We start from the raw sequence: 14,644 nt of genomic DNA on the forward strand, positions 1-14,644 counted from the left end.
TCCCGGGTCAGTCCCACCAGAAGAACCACTGGCGGGCGCCCACCAGCTGCTCGGCGTACTCGGTGAGGCGGCCGGCGCCCTGGAAGACCAGGTCGGGGCAGAGGGCGGTGTGCTCGGCGGCCAGCGGGAGCGCCTCGGCGAGCGTGGCGGGCGGCACGGGGACGCTCAACCGGAGGGTGTCGAAGCCGACTTCGACGACCTGGGCGCCGAAGCGGCGTTCCCAGTCGGCGAGCACGGCGGCGATCTTGGCGATGTCGTTCTCGTGGTTGACCGGTCCGCTCCACCCGCACACCGCCAGCGCCTCGGCGCCGCTGCCGGCCCGGACGAGGCCGAGGCGGGCGTCCTTCACGGACTGCAGCACGTCGGCCAGTTCGCGGGCCTCGGCGCCGGCCGCGCCGTCGGGCACGTCGGCGGCCGGGGCGGGGCCGGGCCAGGTGCGGCCGTAGGGGGCCAGGGCCTCGGCGAGTTCGTCCTCGTCCCCGTCGTCGTGGCCGGCCTCCTCCTCGCCGTCGCCGTCCGCCTCCCACCAGCGGTGCAGCAGGGCGGCCGGATCGTACCGGTCGGGAGCACAGGCCTGGCTCGGGTACAGCTCGCCGGACAGCCAGGGCCGGTAGTCGGGGCCGTCGCCCAGGGGGCTGAGCAGCAGCGGCCACAGGCCGGTCTGCGGGTGCGCGCGGTGCAGTCGCGCCCACAGGCCGGCGGGGGCGGGGGCGTCGCTGATCCACAGCAGCGGCTCCCGGCCGTCCCCTTCGTTCCCTTCGCCTCCGTCGTCTGCGGCGACGAGGCGGCCGGGCGGCAGAGCCACGGGCAGGGCGGTGAGGGCGGCGTCGAGGTCGAGGTCCGGGGGCTGTGTCATGGCGCCCACCGTAGGAGCGGGCACCGACAACGGGGCGGGTGCGCCCTGGTGCCCTGGCGCCCGGTGACGCCCGACGCCCGACGTCCGACGTCCGCCGCCGACGACGGCCGATCAGGTGTCCGATCAGGTGTTCGTTCGGGCGTCCGCTCAGGCGTCCTCTCAGGAGTGCGCTCAGGCCCAGGGCAGCTGCGAGCGCGTGTGCCAGTACGCCTCGGCGGGCTCGGCCATGGCGGCGAGGGCGGCGAGGTCCTGCGGGGTCGGATGGGCCTCGGCCGCGGTCAGGTTGGAGGCGAGCTGGTCGAGGGTGGCGGCGCCGGACAGGACGACGTCGGCCCAGGGCTGGGCGGCGGCCGCGGCCAGGGCGAGGGCGTCGGGGGTGGTGCCGGTGCGGGCGGCGAGGGTGCGCAGGGCGGCGGTGTCGGGGCCGGTGGCGTTGCGGCCGGCCAGGCGGCCGTTGGCCATGCCCTCCTTGACCACGACGAGCCAGCCGGCCGCGTGGACCTCGGCGAGGGCGGGCGCGGCGGAGGTCTCCAGCAGGTTCCAGGTGGCCTGGACGGCGGTGAACAGCGGGCGGCCGGCCACGGTGACGGCGAGGGCCTCGCGGATGGTGTCGGCCTGGGCGGGGCCGCTGGTGGACAGGCCCACCCGCACGCCCTCGGCAGCGAGGGCGGCCAGGCGCTCGTGCAGGGCGGGGTCGGTGAGGGCGGGACTGCCGGGCACGACGGAGTGGACGAGGTAGACGTCGAGGCGGTCGCCGAGCAGGGCGCGGGTCTCGCGGATCTGGCGGTCGAACACCGCCGTCGAGTGCTCCTTGACCTCGTGCGCGGCGACCCCGTTCGCCTGCCAGCCCGCCGTGTAGGTGTAGCCCCACTTGCTGCCGACCGTCACCTCGGCCGCCGCCTCGGGGTGTTCGTCCAGCCAGTGGGCGAGGAACTCCTCGGCGCGGCCGTAGGAGCGGGCGGTGTCGAGGTAGCGCACCCCGGCGGCGTACGCGGCGTCGAGGAGGGCGTGGGTGCGCTCGCGCAGCGCCTCGACGGTGCGTTCGGCGGGCAGGTCCGCGTCGCGCCCCAGGGTGATGTAGCCGGGCCGGCCGACGGCTGCGGTGCCCAGTCCCAGACGCGCGGGCTCCGGACGGGCGGGGTCGGTCGGCATGGCGTGGTCTCCTCGGGCGCGACGGGTGCTCACCTGGGACTTTAGCCGTGCCGGCCCGGGCGGGCGCCGGCCGGCTACCAGGCGGCCCGGCGCGCGGTCTCCCCCGGCCGGGTCGCGGGGGCGGCGGTCTCCCCCGGCCGGGTCGCGGGGGCGGCGGTGGGCCCGGGCTCGGACCAGTCCGAGGACGAGGTGCGGACGGCCTGGAGGGGCGCGTCGATCGGCACTTCGGTCAGACGGACGGCGCGCACCGGCGCGGGGGTCGTGGCAAAGACCTGGTCCAGGCGCAGCACGAAGTTGACGTAGTCCAGCGCCTTGCCCGGCCAGTGGCAGTCGTTGCTGGTGAGCAACTGGCTGCGGACACCGTCGCGTTCGGTGACCGGTCCGGGGGTGGTACGCAGGTTCGGCTGCCAGCTGCGCCCCCACAGGTGGTGTTCCAGGGACAGCGTCCAGCTCTCCTCGTCGACCTCCAGCGCCGCGCCGACCCGCCCGGCCAGCACCCGGCTGCCGTACGGTCCGCGCACGACCGCCCGCTGGTCGAAGTCGGCGCTGCGCCCGATCACCGTGATCCGCCACGCGCCGTGATACCTGAGCATGCCCGCCTCCTGACGCCCCGGCGCCCCCTCCGACCGGCGGCGCCCCTTCCACGTCTACGGCCGAACGCCGCCCGGCGGCTCAACCCGCCCCCGGGACGGGGCCGCCGGGTCGGGGTGGCGTCGGATCGTCGGGGAGGGGGAGTTGCCGGTGCGGGCGTGGCGATTCCCCGGGCGCGGGAATCTGACGGACAGTCACTCCTGGGCCGGGTACGGCCGGGTACGGCAGGGTCCAGGGGCGGCAGGGCCCGGGGGCGGGGGCGGGGTGTACGGCGCGCGGGGCTGGTGTGGCGGATCTACGCTGGTGGCGTGACCGCCTGGCGGGCGGCTCCGGAACGGGATCGGTGACCCGCCGTGGCCGCTCGGACCTTTTCGCCCTGGAGGTGGGGTATGCGTGGCACGCGTGGCACGGCCGCCGGGCGCCGGACGGGGGCGCGGCGGGTGCGGGCGGGGGTCCTGGTCGCGGCGGCGGTGCTCGCGGGCGGTGGCCAGTTCGCGTACGGGGCGTGGCCTGCCGCGGCCGCCGGTACGGCGCCGGTGCGGGCGTGTCCGGCCGAGGCGCTCGCTCCGGGCCTGCCGCCGCTCGCGGCCGCGCCGTCCTCGGTGGCGGTGCCGGACGGCGTCGCACTGCCGTCCTCGGCCGCGGTGTTCGCCGCCCGGTACCCGGGCGAGGTCCAGTACCTCGTCGCGCCGGGTGACTGGACCTGTGACGTGGTCTTCTTCAGCGGCGACGGCGGAGAGCAGGCGTTCGTCCACCCCGGCGCTCCTGTCGCCAACCCGGCCGGCACCCGGTTCGCCTCGGTGGTGCAGGCCGTCTTCGTCAGCGGCGGCGCGCAGACGAACATCGACCTGGCCTGCCCGTTCGTGCCCCAGGCCGCGGCCGCGCCGAACATCTGCAACTCCCCGCCGCGCCAGGGCGCCGACCGCCTGCACGCCCTCCCGGTCCACGCCCCGGGCGTGTTCCTCACCGCCGTCGGCGTCCCGGCGGGCACCCGCGAGCCGAACCTTCCCGCGAGCGGAGGGCCGGACCGCACGGTCGCCCTGGTGGCGTTCCAGACCCCCGGCGGCCCCGGGCAGGAGATCAGCTGCACCGTGCCGACGGCCGCCTCCCCCGTACCGACCTGCCAGGCCGCCCTCGGCTTCTTCCTCGCCACCAGCACCACCGGCAGGCAACTGGCCCCCTCCGACCTGGCCTCCGCCCTCGCCGACCTGGACGCCTTCGTCGCCTCCTACCTCGCCCAGCCCTGACGACCCGGCCCGCTGCGCGGGAAGTCGGCCCCTCCGACTTCCCACGCAGCCGCAGGCCGCCCGGGGCGGCGGGGATCGCGGGGATCGCGGGGTGGGCGCGCTCGGCAACCGTGGGCCCACGGAGGGGAATTGAGTACGGAAGCGGATTGCGGTCCGGGGCGCGGGCGGGGCAGGGTGTGGGCGCAGAGGCGTGCGCGACCCGAGAGGACCTCCGGCCGGTGGAAAGCATCCTGTACCTCCTCCTCTATCCGCTGTCCCGGCTTTGGGAGGCTTTCCGAGCGCTGCGCGCACACTGGCCCACCGACCGGCGGATGGTCGCCCTGATCCACTCGCCGCGGGCGCGGGCGGCGAGGGCGGCGGAACGGGAGCGGATCCGGGAACTGGTGGACGCACTGGGGGCGGTGGAGGGCGTCGAGCACGTGCTGACCCAGGTCAGGGACTTCTCCGTCCGCCCGGACGGCCTCGCCGTGCTCCACAGTCTCTCCGACGCCGATGCGCTACTGCTCTGCCGGATCTCCGCACGGGCCTACTTCGTGGTCCGGGAGGACATCACCGACGTGCTGCCCAGGATCGAGGCGGCGGACGTGGCCGAGTGGTGCGCCCGGGACCAGAGGCCGAGCGCGGGCGGGACCGTCGAGCACGCGCTGCGCTGGTACCGCAACGGCGGCATCAACCAGGAGGGCCTGCCGATGGACTCCCCCGACCTGTTCAGCCCCGTCGCGCGGCTGAACTGGGACCGGTCCGGCATCCTGCGCCCGGACCCCGAACCGAACGGCCCGTACATCAGCCGGCGCTTCAGGACGGACCGGACCCCGGCGGACGCGGACGGGGCGCAGCTGCTGCGCGAGGCCCGCGCGGGCGGGCAGGGCGTGGTCCTGGAGCTGGTTCTGGGCGCGAACGGGCACGACCACCGCCAGTACCACGTGGTGCCGCGCGGCGGCTTCGCGGGGCGCGGGCGACTGATCTGACCTCAGCGGCCTCGATCTCAGGCGCGCTTGGGGAACCTGGAGGCACGGGGGAGCACCGCCCGCGCCGTCCAGTGACGGGCGGGCGGTGCCGAACGCGGACGGGCGCGGCTGTCAGCCGTCAGCTGTCGGCCGTCGGCGGGATGCCACCGACGGCCGCGCGGTCAGCCGCTCAGCTGCTCAGCTGCTCAGCTGCTCAGCCGTTCAGCACTGGGGGCGGCGGCCGTGGTTGGCCCCGCGCCTGGCCCGGGCCTTCTTCTTGCGGCGGCGCTTCGACGACATGGCCTCTCCTCTCGCAACCGGGACACCCTGGTCTTCCACCGTTCCACACCCGGGCCGTCCCGGCCCGCCGAGCCTCCGGCGGCCCGGGAGGGGCCCCGCCGCTCAGGCGCGGCTCGCCAGGGCCTCGCGCCAGGCGGGGCTGTCGACGTAGTGGTTGTCGAAGCGCTCGGAGGAGGCGGCGATCGCCGCCGGCGCGGTCTCGCCGCGCATGACGCTGCCCAGCAGGCGCAGGTAGTCGAAGCGCTCCATGCCGGGGGTGAACATGAACAGCACGTCGGCCTCGGCCCCCTGCGCGGCCGCGAAGGCGTGCGGGGTGTGCGGGGGCACGGCGAGGAAGTCGCCCGCGCCCAGGACGGTGACCTCCTCTCCGACCAGTACCTCCAGCGAGCCGCTGATCACGAAGAACAGCTCCCAGGCCCGGGTGTGGAAGTGCGAGGGGGCCCCGGCGGCGCCCTCGGCGAAGGTGGAGCGGTAGACGGTGAAGCCGCCCGCACCCGGGTCCGTCTCGGCGAGGAGGGTCATGGTGGCGCTGGGGTCGGCGCAGGTTTCGGCCTCGGCGCAGCGGGTCAGGACGGGGGTCGCGACAGCAGCGATGGCGGTGGCGGTGGCGGGGATGTTCTTCGTCGTCGTCATGTGATCAATCTACGGCCGAATAGACCCATGGTCATGTGGCAATCAGAGGCCGTTTTCATGGGTCAATTCCCCTCCGGCCTCCGGGCATCCCGCCATGGCGCAGGAGTCGGCGGTCAGTCGGGGAGGTTCCCGTTGCCGCCCAGGTTCGCCACCATGCGGCGCAGCATGTTGATGGCGGTGCCGCCGGAAAGGGGGCAGCAGCGGGCGATACAGGCGATACGGCCGAACGGCAGGTTGCCCGGGAGTACGCTTACCCCGACAGAGCCGAATGCTTTGTCCATCACCAAGCCGGGCGCCGGTCGGGGGTATCGTGGGGATTTCGGCCAAGGACAGGAAGATGCTCTGGGGGCGCTCAGGCAACGAGTGCGCCTTCCCTGAGTGTCCCAGAGAACTGGTGGCGGATCTCGGGGGATATACGGAGGACGACTCGGGAGTCGGTGTGACACTGGGCGAGGAAGCACACATCATCGCCGAAAACGACGGCGGCCCCAGGGCCGACCCCCGCATGCCCAAGCCCGAACGCGACTCATACGCCAACATGATCCTGCTGTGCGAAGAGCATCACAAAGTGATCGACTCCGCCAACGGGAAATTCTTCTCGGTCGACCAATTGCTCGTGATGAAATCCGAGCACGAGGAGCGGGTGAAGCGGCAACGCGATCGCCATTCGCAAGAACGCCAAGCCAAGGACGAGAATATGGCGGCACTCCTGAGCGAGTGGGAGCGTCAGGTTCTGCTTGATGACTGGGATGCCTGGACATCGTGGCTGCTCTCTCCGCACCCACGCATGACATCGGAACGGTTCAGCCACCTCCAGAATTCCCATACCTGGGTGAAGAGTCGCTTCTTTCCGCCTGGCGACTACCGGCAGCTCGCGAGGGCATTCAAGAATTTCTCGCTCGCATGGGGCGACCTCATGCAGTTCCTGGACATCCATTTCAAGAACGCCCGATGGGATCCTCGCCAGCTGGAGCTGCATGCCAAGTACAAGGAGATTCCTTGGGATCCGCCAATGTACGAGAGACTGGGGAAGGAGTTCGACGACAACTGCGATATCGTACACCTGCTCACGATGCAGACTTCAGCGGCGGCGAACTTCCTCCTGAGCGCCGTGCGAGAGTCTTTCGATCCGGTTTACCGCTTTGACATCGGGTTCATTACAGTCACCCGCGGTCCGGACGAGATGCTGCGGTTCCAGCATTACCGTCCGGAGTACTCGGCGGACGATCTCAAGCGGGAGTTCCCGTATCTCGGCATGGATAAGCTTGTCGAAGGCTTGCGTGACTGACGTACCACGCTCTCCCTCGTGGATCTCCCCGCAAATGCACCGGCCCCACAAGTGGCACATTCCACCGAGGAGCCGGCCCCGGTCCGATGGGGCGCGGACCCGCGTGCCCCCTACTCCCCCGCCTCCGCGCCCGCGTCCGCTGCCTCCCGCAGGAAGTCCGTGAAGCCCTTCACCGCCGGCGGTACTCGCCGGCCTCTGCGGGTGGCCGTGTAGACGTGCCGGACCGGGGTGTCGTCGGGGTGCAGGGGGATGAGGGCGAGGTCGGGGCGGGCGGCGCGGGCGGCCAGGGAAGGGATGAGGGTGGGGCCCAAGCCGGCTGCCACCAGGCCGAGTTTGGCGGTCCAGGCGGAGACGGCGTATTCGATGCGGGGCTGGAAGCCGCTGCGCAGGCAGGCCGCGAGGAGGGTGGTTTCGGCGTGGCGGCGGGCGGCGATCCAGGGTTCTTCGGCGAGCTCGGCCAGTCGCAGGCGCCGTCGGCCGGCGAGGCGGTGGCCGGGCGGCAGGGCGACCAGCACGGGGTCGTCCAGGAGTGGCCGAAGGTCGAACTGTTCGGCCTCGTCGGTGAGTTCGCCGTACGAGGCGACCACGGCGAGGTCGATCGCGCCGTTGCCGAGCAGCTCGAGCAGGTGGGCCGAGAGGCCTTCGGTGAGGCTGATCGCCACCTGCGGGTGTGCGGTGCGGAAGGCGGCGAGCGCGCCGGGGACCAGGGCCGCGTTGGCGCTGTCGAAGGCGCCCACCCGCAGCTGTCCGGCGGTGAGTTCGGTGAGTGCGGCGAGGTCGCGCCGGGTGGTGTCGAGGCGTTCCAGCATGGCTTCGGCGTGTGGCAGCAGTGCCCGGCCGTGCTCGGTCAGTCGCACTCCGCGGGCCAGGCGGTCGAACAGTGGGGTGCCCAACTCGCCTTCCAGGGTGGCGATCTGGCGGGAGATGGCGGACTGGGTGAAGCCCAGCCGTTCTCCGGCGGCGGTGAAGGAGCCGAGGTGTGCGACGGTGCGGAAGACGTCCAGCCAAGCCATGTCCATTCCGCATGCCTACCATGCGAGACATTCGCTTGTCGCCTGGGTTGTGGCTGCCTAGCGTTGCGGCCATGGAGAAGATCGCATTTCTGGGACTGGGCCGGATGGGCCTGCCGATGGCCCGTCGCCTCGCCGCCACCGGCCACCCGTTGACCGTCTGGAACCGCTCCCCCGGCCGTATCGACACCCTCGCCGACGGCCTCGCCGACGGCCTAACCGACGGTCGCGCCGACGCCGTCCTCACCGAGGCCGCGACCCCGGCGGAGGCGGTGCGGGGTGCGGACGTCGTCGTCACCATGCTGTCCGACCCGGCGGCCGTCGCCGAGGTGGCCGGGCGGTTCGCGGCGGAGCTGGCGCCGGGCACGCTGTGGATCGACATGTCCTCGATCGGCCCGCGCGCCACCGCCGGGCTGCGCGCGCAACTCCCGGACGGCGTCGGCCTGGTGGACGCCCCGGTGGTCGGCAGTGTGGGACCGGCGGCGACCGGCGACCTGCTGGTCTTCGCGGGCGGCGAGGACGCCGACCTGGACCGTGCGCAGCCCGTCCTGGAGCGTCTGGGCCGGGTGCGGCGCTGCGGCGGCCCGGGGTCGGGCGCGGCGCTGAAGGTGGTGGTGATCGGCGCGATCGTGGCCTCGGTCACGGTGGTCGGCGAAGTACTGGCGGTGGCCGAGGAGTTGGGCGTGCCGCAGGAGCTGGCGCGGGAGGTGCTGTCGGCCGGGCCGCTCGCGGGGGTGGTGGCCCGGGCGCACAGCGCCGAGTCGGACTTCCCGGTCCGCCTGGCCGCCAAGGACCTCGCCCTGGCGGGCGGCGGCCCGGTCCTGTCGGCGGCCCGCGAGGTGCTGCTGGCGGACCCGTCGATCGCCGAGGAGGACCTGTCGGCGGTGGTGAGGGCCCTGCGACGGGGCTAGGCCGTTTCCTGCGGATCATCTGATCGGGGTGCTGGTCGCATGGGCCTTTGCGGGGTGAGTGATGCGCCACCTGCCCGACCTCGATCGAACAGGTGGTGGTGGCGCGGCGCCGCGAGGGCACGGCTCTCGGCGAGTGAGGCCGGAACTTCCCTCCACGTCCGGCCAACGGCCCCTGTATAAACGGAGACAAGGGGGACCGTAAGGGAGCGAGGGGGTTTCAGCATGCACGCGAGGCAGCAGCCGGAGAAGGCCGAGCGTCCTCATCGCGACGCGGGCCCGGCCCGACGGCCCGGCGCCGGTGCACGATCCGACGCCGGAACGGTGCCCCCGCAGGCCGGCGCGGCCCTGCAACGCACCGTCGGCAACGCGGCAGCGTCCCGCATGATCGCCAGGCGCCGGGACGGCTCCGGCCCGGCGGACCGTCAGACGGTGCCGGTACTCCAGCGCGTGGCGCGCGAACAGCTCGACCCGAACAACGTACTGAGGGTCTGCGAGGCCGCCACGTACAAGGAGGGGACCGTCACACCCGGCGGACGGGCGTCCGAGCTCCGGAACATCGTGTGGGAGAACCACTGGGCCGCCATCGCGGAGGTGTGCCGGAAGCACAAGTACACCATCGCCGTCCGCGAGACCGGGGAGCATTCCATCCGGCGCATCGCGGAGGGCGCCAAGCCCAAGCCGCACACCATCCTGGAGAAGTCCGTCAAGCCCTCGTCCGTCCGTCGCAAGTACGGCACCGGGCCCGGGCAGGCGCAGGGCGACCCGGCGACCGTGCTGCGCTGGCTGAAGGACCACGACCTGAGCGGCTTCGTCGGCCACTGGAGCGACCAGGGCCTGATCGGCATCCGGATCGACCACCCGCCCCAGCAGGTCCTGGACCTGGGGATCGTACGGACCGGCGCCAGGGGCGAGCAGTACGTGCCGCTCGACATGGCGGCGCAGGACGGCGGCCCGGAGCTGGCCCAGCTGAAGGCCGACCCGCAATGGAAGCACTACCTCTACACCGGGGACTACGACCTGCACGAGGTGTACTCCGCGCAGGGCGGCACGGGCGGCGGCCAGATCCCCGAAGCCACCCCCGAGAAGGCCAAGCTGCTCAACCGGCTCAACGGGGGGATCGCACTCGACGCCCAGGAAGAGGTCGTGCGCAGCGGCACGGTGGCCACGGAGAACGGCAGGCTGCACATGGCGGGCGGCTCCGAGTACGCCATGTTCCAGCACGGTGACCAGGCCACGTACCGGATGAACCAGTACTTGGAGGCGCAGGACGCCGCCGAGGCGCAGGACGCGCTGGAGGGTCAGGTGGCCCGGCAGGCGGCGCAGTTGGTGCGGGCGGTGGCGACGGAGGCCGACGAGCCGCTGGCGTGGTGCCGCATGGGGCAGTGGTTCGTGACGAGGGACCGTGCGGAGCACGCGGTCCTGCGGGCCCGCTGGAAGCTGGCCGTGCCGCACACCTGGGGCGCCGAGGAGGTGGAGCGCACGGCCCGCGGCGGTTACCGCACGGCCCGCTACACGGACTGACCCGCGCCGTCGGGCCGCCTGGCCGCCTGGCCGCTGATCACGCTATTCGCGCTCACCGCGCTGGTCGAGGACCGCGTCGACCTCGACCTCGACCAGCCACCGCTCGTCGATGAAGCGCGACACCTCCATGAACGTGCACGCCGGGCGGATCGTCGCGAAGCGTTCGCCGTGGGCGCGCGCGGCCTCCTTCCACCGCGTGATGTCGGTGAGCATGACGCGGGTGCGCACGACGTCCTTGAGCGAGGCGCCGGCCTCCTTCAGGGCTGCCTCGGCGACGTCCAGGCAGCGGACGGTCTGGGCGTGGACGTCGCCCTGGGCCACCGCCGTGCCGCTCTCGCCGATGGGGGCGGTCCCTGCGACCGCGACGTACGGGCCCTTGCGTACGGCCCGGGAGAAGCCGATCCGCGGTTCGAGGGGTGAGCCGGAGCTCACCAGCTGTCGAGTGTTCTCCATGCCGCCATCGTCCCGCACTAGTGCACCCGTCGCCGTCCGCCCCGACCGCCTCCCGCCTGCGCGAAAGCTCTCGACCGGGCACCGGGAGCGCGGCCTCGAGCACCCTGGCGCACTAGTACACCGTCCCCAAATCCCTGCAGTACAGGGCTTGTTGAGCCGATGCGTACGGCGTACATTCATCAGCGTCGAACACCCCGGACACCCCGGACACCCCGGACACCCCGGACACCCCGACCACACCGGGACACGCCGGACACACGGACGGAGCGAACCCCGTGAGCAGCATTGACCACCCCACCGACATCCTCGTCTCCGGCGGCGGCATCGCCGGTCCCGCCCTCGCCTACTGGCTGCGCCGCCACGGCTTCAACCCCACCGTCGTCGAGCGCGCCCCCGGCCCGCGCCCCGGCGGGCAGGCCGTCGACCTGCGCGGCGCCGGGCGCACCGTCGTCGAGCGGATGGGCCTGATGGAGCGGGCCCGCGCGCTCTGCGTCGAGCAGCGCGGCATCGCCCTGGTCGACCGGCGCGGGCGGATGAGCGCCCGGATGCCCGTCGAACTGTTCGGGGGCGAGGGCATCGTCTCCGAGATCGAGATCCTGCGCGGCGACCTCGCCGACCTGCTCCGGGAGTCCACCGACGGCGTCGAGTACCTCTGGGACGACACCGTCACCGCGCTCGCCCAGGACGCCGACGGCGTCACCATCACCTTCGAGAACGCCCCCGCCCGCCGCTTCGCCCTGGTCATCGGCGCGGACGGGCCGCACTCCGCCGTCCGCCGCCTCGCCTTCGGCCCCGAGGAGGGCCACTACCGCCCCCTCGGCGGCTACCACGCCTGGTTCACCGTCCACGACGCCGCGCTCGCCCGCGACCTCGACAGCTGGTTCCTGATGTACAACGCCCCCGGCGGGCTGGTCGCCGGCGCCCGCCCCGGCCGGCTGCCCGGCGAGGTCAAGGCCTCCCTGGGCTTCCGCTCCGCGCCCCTGACGTACGAGCGCCGCGACACCGCCGCCCTCAAGCGCCTGCTCGCCGACCGCTTCGCCGGCGCCGGCTGGGAGGTGGACCGGCTGCTCGCCGGGATGCGCACCGCCGAGGACTTCGCCTTCGACTCCTTCAGCCAGATCCGCCTCGACCACTACAGCCGCGGCCGGGTCGCCCTGCTCGGCGACGCCGGCTACAGCCCCAGCCCCCTCACCGGCCTCGGCACCAGCCTCGCCCTCGTCGGCGCCTACCTGCTCGCCGGTGAACTCGCCGCCGCCCAAGGCGACTTCGGCACCGCCTTCGCCCGCTACGAGGAGCTGATGCGGCCCTACGTCACCCAGGCCCAGGAGCTGCCGCCCGGCGGCCTGCCCGGCTACGCCCCCGACAGCGCCCTGATGATCCGCCTGCGCGCCGCCTCCATGCGCTGGATGGGCCGCCGGCCGCTGCGCAACCTGCTCGCCGCCCAGTTCGCCAAGGCCGACGCCATCGACCTGCCCGACTACCCGCTGCCCGCCCGGCCCGCCCACCCCTGAACCGCACCCGAAGCCGACCCCGACCCCGACCCCGAACAACCCGAACCCGAACAACCCGAACCCGAAACGGGCTTGCACCTCACCCGACGTCAGGAGGAATGCTCGTGCCATGCCCACCGAACAGACCTGGAAGGTCGGCCCGCTCGCCGAGGCCGGCGGCCTGACCGTACGAACGCTGCACCACTGGGACCGGATCGGCCTGCTCGCCCCCTCCCGGCGCACCGCCTCCGGCCACCGCGCCTACACCGAGCAGGACGTCGTCCGCCTCTACCAGATCCTCGCCCTGCGCCGCCTGGGCCTGGGCCTGGACACCATCGCCACCTGCCTGGACGCCGGCATCGACCCCGTGCGCCTGGTGCGCGAGCACCTGGCCGCCACCGAGGCCTCCCTCACCTCCCTGCAGGCGCTGCGCGAGCGCCTCGCCCACGTGCACACCGAACTCAGCGCCGAACGCGCCCCCTCCACCACCGACCTGCTGCGCCTGGTCCAGGCCGTCGGCGCCACCGGCCCGACCGGCCCCGCCGCCCGGGAGGCCCTGCACCGCCACCTCGACGACGACCAGATCCACGCCCTCGCCGACCACGCCGCCGCCCTCGGCCCCGCCGCCCACTACCTGCTGGAGGTCGAATGGCCCCAGCTCTACCGCAGCGCCGAGGCCCTGCGCACCGCCGGGGCCGGGCCCACCGACCCCCGGATCCGCCGCATCGCCGAACGCCTCGACGAACTCGGGCGCCTCTTCAGCGGCGGCGACACCACCCTGTCGACCGCCGTGCACACCGCCTGGCGCGAGGACCCCGCCGCGATGTCCGGCGACCCCGACGCCCCGGCCGACGCCTGGGCCGAGCTGCGCGCCTTCCTCGACCGGGCCCGCCAGGCCTCATGACCGCCACCGCCCCCGAAGGCCCCCGGCTCCCCCACCACCTGCCCCACCACCTGCGGCTGCGCCTCGCCCTGGCGGCCACCCTCCCCGTCCTCACCCCGGCCACCCTCGCCGCCGCGGCGGGCCTCCTGCCCTGGACGGTGCTGCCCGCCGTCACCGCCGCCGAGGCCCTCCAGGCCTACCGGCACTACCACCGCCTCGCCCGCTGACCCCGGACGAGCCCCGGGCCCCGGGACGAGCCCTGACCCCGGACGAGCTCCGGCCCGGTCCCACGGGGGTGGACCGGGCCGGGGCTGGCCCGCTACCGCGTGCGGGGCTGGTTGAAGCGGAGCATGTTGCCCGAGGGGTCGCGGAAGGCGCAGTCGCGGACGCCGTAGGGCTGGTCCATGGGTTCCTGGAGGACTTCGGCGCCGGCGGCGCGGATGCGTTCGAAGGTGGCGTCGCAGTCGTCGGTGCGGAAGATGACGCCGCGCAGCAGGCCCTTGGCGAGGAGTTCGGCGGCGGCGTGGCGGTCGTCCTCGGAGGCGTGCGGGTCGGCCAGCGGCGGTTCCAGGACGATCTCGACGTCGGGCTGGTCGGGTGAGCCGACGGTGACCCAGCGCATGCCCTCGAAGCCGACGTCGTTGCGTACCTCGAAGCCGAGGACGTCGCGGTAGAAGGCGAGGGCCTTGTCGTGGTCGTCGACGGCGATGAAGCACTGGGCGAGTTCGATGCTCATGCCGGTCACGCTACGGGAGTGGTCCCGCCCTTCGCTTCGGTTCGCCGGACCGGGCGGGTGCGGATCTTGGCGATGCAGGCGGGAATCGGGGCGCCGTCCTCGTGGTCGCGGGCGCGGTAGGCGCTGGGGCTTTCGCCGACGAGTTCGGTGAAGCGGGTGCTGAAGGAGCCCAGCGAGGTACAGCCGACGGCCATGCACACGTCGGTGACGCTCAGGTCCCCGCGCCGCAGCAGCGCCTTGGCCCGTTCGATGCGGCGGGTCATGAGGTAGCTGTACGGGGTCTCGCCGTAGGCGGTGCGGAAGCTGCGCGAGAAGTGGCCGGGGGACATCAGGGCGGTGCGGGCGAGCGCGGGCACGTCGAGGGGCTGGTCGTAGTCGCGGTCCATCCGGTCGCGGGCCTGGCGCAGCCGGACGAGGTCGGCCAGGGGCACCCGGGCCGTACGGGCCGGGCTGCTCGCTCGGGCCGCACTGCTGGGGCTGCTCTCACGGGGCGCACCGCTCGTACGGGGTTCTGGGGAGGACACACCTGCCACCGTACCGACCGCCGGTGACAAGCGGCTTCCCTTCTCCGGCGCGGCCGGTTGGCGCCCGCGCCGCCGGGCCGACCACCCTGGGGGGACAGTCGG

General features: G+C 73.6%; 17 protein-coding genes. 8 read left to right on the forward strand and 9 right to left on the reverse strand.

The window, feature by feature from the left end:
* Nucleotides 1–7: 7 nt before the first annotated feature.
* The 3 genes from ACIBEC_RS28455 to ACIBEC_RS28465 form a co-directional block, all read right to left on the reverse strand.
* Nucleotides 8–856, reverse strand: coding sequence for a DUF4253 domain-containing protein (locus tag ACIBEC_RS28455; RefSeq protein WP_360497604.1), 849 nt, complete (start codon nucleotides 854–856; stop codon nucleotides 8–10).
* A gap of 171 nt (nucleotides 857–1,027) precedes the next feature.
* On the reverse strand, nucleotides 1,028–2,008 hold the full coding sequence (locus ACIBEC_RS28460) for an aldo/keto reductase (RefSeq protein WP_360497607.1): 981 nt from the start codon (nucleotides 2,006–2,008) through the stop codon (nucleotides 1,028–1,030).
* Between the two features lie 74 nt (nucleotides 2,009–2,082).
* Nucleotides 2,083–2,601 carry a hypothetical protein gene (locus tag ACIBEC_RS28465; RefSeq protein WP_360497610.1) on the reverse strand — a complete coding sequence of 173 codons (519 nt, stop codon included), beginning with the start codon at nucleotides 2,599–2,601 and terminating at the stop codon, nucleotides 2,083–2,085.
* Between the two features lie 387 nt (nucleotides 2,602–2,988).
* Here ACIBEC_RS28465 and ACIBEC_RS28470 point away from each other — a divergent pair, with 387 nt between their 5' ends.
* Together ACIBEC_RS28470 and ACIBEC_RS28475 are read left to right on the forward strand one after the other, a co-directional pair.
* On the forward strand, nucleotides 2,989–3,846 hold the full coding sequence (locus ACIBEC_RS28470) for a hypothetical protein (protein ID WP_360497612.1): 858 nt from the start codon (nucleotides 2,989–2,991) through the stop codon (nucleotides 3,844–3,846).
* A 218-nt stretch (nucleotides 3,847–4,064) separates the two neighbouring features.
* Nucleotides 4,065–4,814, forward strand: a complete 750-nt coding sequence (locus tag ACIBEC_RS28475) for a hypothetical protein (protein ID WP_360497615.1) — start codon at nucleotides 4,065–4,067, stop codon at nucleotides 4,812–4,814.
* A 381-nt stretch (nucleotides 4,815–5,195) separates the two neighbouring features.
* Here ACIBEC_RS28475 and ACIBEC_RS28480 read toward each other — a convergent pair whose 3' ends face one another.
* Together ACIBEC_RS28480 and ACIBEC_RS28485 are read right to left on the reverse strand one after the other, a co-directional pair.
* Complete coding sequence (locus ACIBEC_RS28480; protein WP_360497618.1) at nucleotides 5,196–5,726, reverse strand: cupin domain-containing protein; 531 nt, start codon at nucleotides 5,724–5,726, stop codon at nucleotides 5,196–5,198.
* 113 nt (nucleotides 5,727–5,839) lie between these two features.
* The gene (locus ACIBEC_RS28485; RefSeq protein ID WP_360497621.1) at nucleotides 5,840–6,007 is read right to left on the reverse strand and encodes a hypothetical protein; all 168 of its coding nucleotides are present in this window, start codon (nucleotides 6,005–6,007) and stop codon (nucleotides 5,840–5,842) included.
* Nucleotides 6,008–6,165: 158 nt separating this feature from the next.
* Here ACIBEC_RS28485 and ACIBEC_RS28490 point away from each other — a divergent pair, with 158 nt between their 5' ends.
* On the forward strand, nucleotides 6,166–7,014 hold the full coding sequence (locus ACIBEC_RS28490) for an HNH endonuclease (protein WP_360497624.1): 849 nt from the start codon (nucleotides 6,166–6,168) through the stop codon (nucleotides 7,012–7,014).
* 110 nt (nucleotides 7,015–7,124) lie between these two features.
* Here ACIBEC_RS28490 and ACIBEC_RS28495 read toward each other — a convergent pair whose 3' ends face one another.
* Entirely contained in the window at nucleotides 7,125–8,033 is a 909-nt protein-coding gene (locus ACIBEC_RS28495) for a LysR substrate-binding domain-containing protein (protein WP_360497627.1), read from the reverse strand.
* 65 nt (nucleotides 8,034–8,098) lie between these two features.
* On the opposite strand from ACIBEC_RS28495, the gene ACIBEC_RS28500 reads away from it, so the two are divergent.
* Complete coding sequence (locus ACIBEC_RS28500; RefSeq protein WP_360497630.1) at nucleotides 8,099–8,935, forward strand: NAD(P)-dependent oxidoreductase; 837 nt, start codon at nucleotides 8,099–8,101, stop codon at nucleotides 8,933–8,935.
* 222 nt (nucleotides 8,936–9,157) lie between these two features.
* Entirely contained in the window at nucleotides 9,158–10,456 is a 1,299-nt protein-coding gene (locus ACIBEC_RS28505) for a hypothetical protein (protein ID WP_360497633.1), read from the forward strand.
* A gap of 42 nt (nucleotides 10,457–10,498) precedes the next feature.
* Here the strand turns inward: ACIBEC_RS28505 and ACIBEC_RS28510 are convergent, their stop codons facing one another.
* Nucleotides 10,499–10,909 carry a RidA family protein gene (locus ACIBEC_RS28510; RefSeq protein ID WP_360497636.1) on the reverse strand — a complete coding sequence of 137 codons (411 nt, stop codon included), beginning with the start codon at nucleotides 10,907–10,909 and terminating at the stop codon, nucleotides 10,499–10,501.
* Nucleotides 10,910–11,184: 275 nt separating this feature from the next.
* Here ACIBEC_RS28510 and ACIBEC_RS28515 point away from each other — a divergent pair, with 275 nt between their 5' ends.
* The 3 genes from ACIBEC_RS28515 to ACIBEC_RS28525 all read left to right on the forward strand — a co-directional run bounded on the left by ACIBEC_RS28515 (nucleotide 11,185) and on the right by ACIBEC_RS28525 (nucleotide 13,509).
* A complete protein-coding gene (locus tag ACIBEC_RS28515) occupies nucleotides 11,185–12,420 on the forward strand; it encodes an FAD-dependent monooxygenase (RefSeq protein WP_360497639.1) in 1,236 nt (411 codons plus the stop codon).
* A gap of 109 nt (nucleotides 12,421–12,529) precedes the next feature.
* A complete protein-coding gene (locus ACIBEC_RS28520; RefSeq protein WP_360497642.1) occupies nucleotides 12,530–13,303 on the forward strand; it encodes a MerR family transcriptional regulator in 774 nt (257 codons plus the stop codon).
* Entirely contained in the window at nucleotides 13,300–13,509 is a 210-nt protein-coding gene (locus ACIBEC_RS28525) for a hypothetical protein (RefSeq protein ID WP_360497645.1), read from the forward strand. The genes ACIBEC_RS28520 and ACIBEC_RS28525 overlap by 4 nt, the downstream gene beginning before the upstream one ends.
* 92 nt (nucleotides 13,510–13,601) lie before the next feature.
* Here the strand turns inward: ACIBEC_RS28525 and ACIBEC_RS28530 are convergent, their stop codons facing one another.
* Nucleotides 13,602–14,018, reverse strand: coding sequence for a VOC family protein (locus tag ACIBEC_RS28530; RefSeq protein WP_360497648.1), 417 nt, complete (start codon nucleotides 14,016–14,018; stop codon nucleotides 13,602–13,604).
* A gap of 5 nt (nucleotides 14,019–14,023) precedes the next feature.
* Entirely contained in the window at nucleotides 14,024–14,449 is a 426-nt protein-coding gene (locus tag ACIBEC_RS28535) for a helix-turn-helix transcriptional regulator (protein ID WP_360497804.1), read from the reverse strand.
* Nucleotides 14,450–14,644 lie beyond the last annotated feature (195 nt).

Source organism: Kitasatospora sp. NPDC051164 (assembly GCF_044455625.1).
Taxonomy (GTDB): Bacteria; Actinomycetota; Actinomycetes; order Streptomycetales; family Streptomycetaceae; genus Kitasatospora.

Excerpts from the sequence above, each read along its gene's own strand:
- ACIBEC_RS28470 (WP_360497612.1), top strand. The coding sequence starts at position 2,989 with ATGCGTGGCACGCGTGGCACGGCCGCCGGGCGCCGGACGGGGGCGCGG.
- ACIBEC_RS28520 (WP_360497642.1), top strand. The coding sequence starts at position 12,530 with ATGCCCACCGAACAGACCTGGAAGGTCGGCCCGCTCGCCGAGGCCGGC.
- ACIBEC_RS28495 (WP_360497627.1), bottom strand. The coding sequence starts at position 8,033 with ATGGACATGGCTTGGCTGGACGTCTTCCGCACCGTCGCACACCTCGGC.
- ACIBEC_RS28460 (WP_360497607.1), bottom strand. The coding sequence starts at position 2,008 with ATGCCGACCGACCCCGCCCGTCCGGAGCCCGCGCGTCTGGGACTGGGC.
- ACIBEC_RS28500 (WP_360497630.1), top strand. The coding sequence starts at position 8,099 with ATGGAGAAGATCGCATTTCTGGGACTGGGCCGGATGGGCCTGCCGATG.
- ACIBEC_RS28465 (WP_360497610.1), bottom strand. The coding sequence starts at position 2,601 with ATGCTCAGGTATCACGGCGCGTGGCGGATCACGGTGATCGGGCGCAGC.
- ACIBEC_RS28525 (WP_360497645.1), top strand. The coding sequence starts at position 13,300 with ATGACCGCCACCGCCCCCGAAGGCCCCCGGCTCCCCCACCACCTGCCC.
- ACIBEC_RS28510 (WP_360497636.1), bottom strand. The coding sequence starts at position 10,909 with ATGGAGAACACTCGACAGCTGGTGAGCTCCGGCTCACCCCTCGAACCG.
- ACIBEC_RS28480 (WP_360497618.1), bottom strand. The coding sequence starts at position 5,726 with ATGACGACGACGAAGAACATCCCCGCCACCGCCACCGCCATCGCTGCT.
- ACIBEC_RS28455 (WP_360497604.1), bottom strand. The coding sequence starts at position 856 with ATGACACAGCCCCCGGACCTCGACCTCGACGCCGCCCTCACCGCCCTG.
- ACIBEC_RS28530 (WP_360497648.1), bottom strand. The coding sequence starts at position 14,018 with ATGAGCATCGAACTCGCCCAGTGCTTCATCGCCGTCGACGACCACGAC.
- ACIBEC_RS28485 (WP_360497621.1), bottom strand. The coding sequence starts at position 6,007 with ATGGACAAAGCATTCGGCTCTGTCGGGGTAAGCGTACTCCCGGGCAAC.
- ACIBEC_RS28505 (WP_360497633.1), top strand. The coding sequence starts at position 9,158 with ATGCACGCGAGGCAGCAGCCGGAGAAGGCCGAGCGTCCTCATCGCGAC.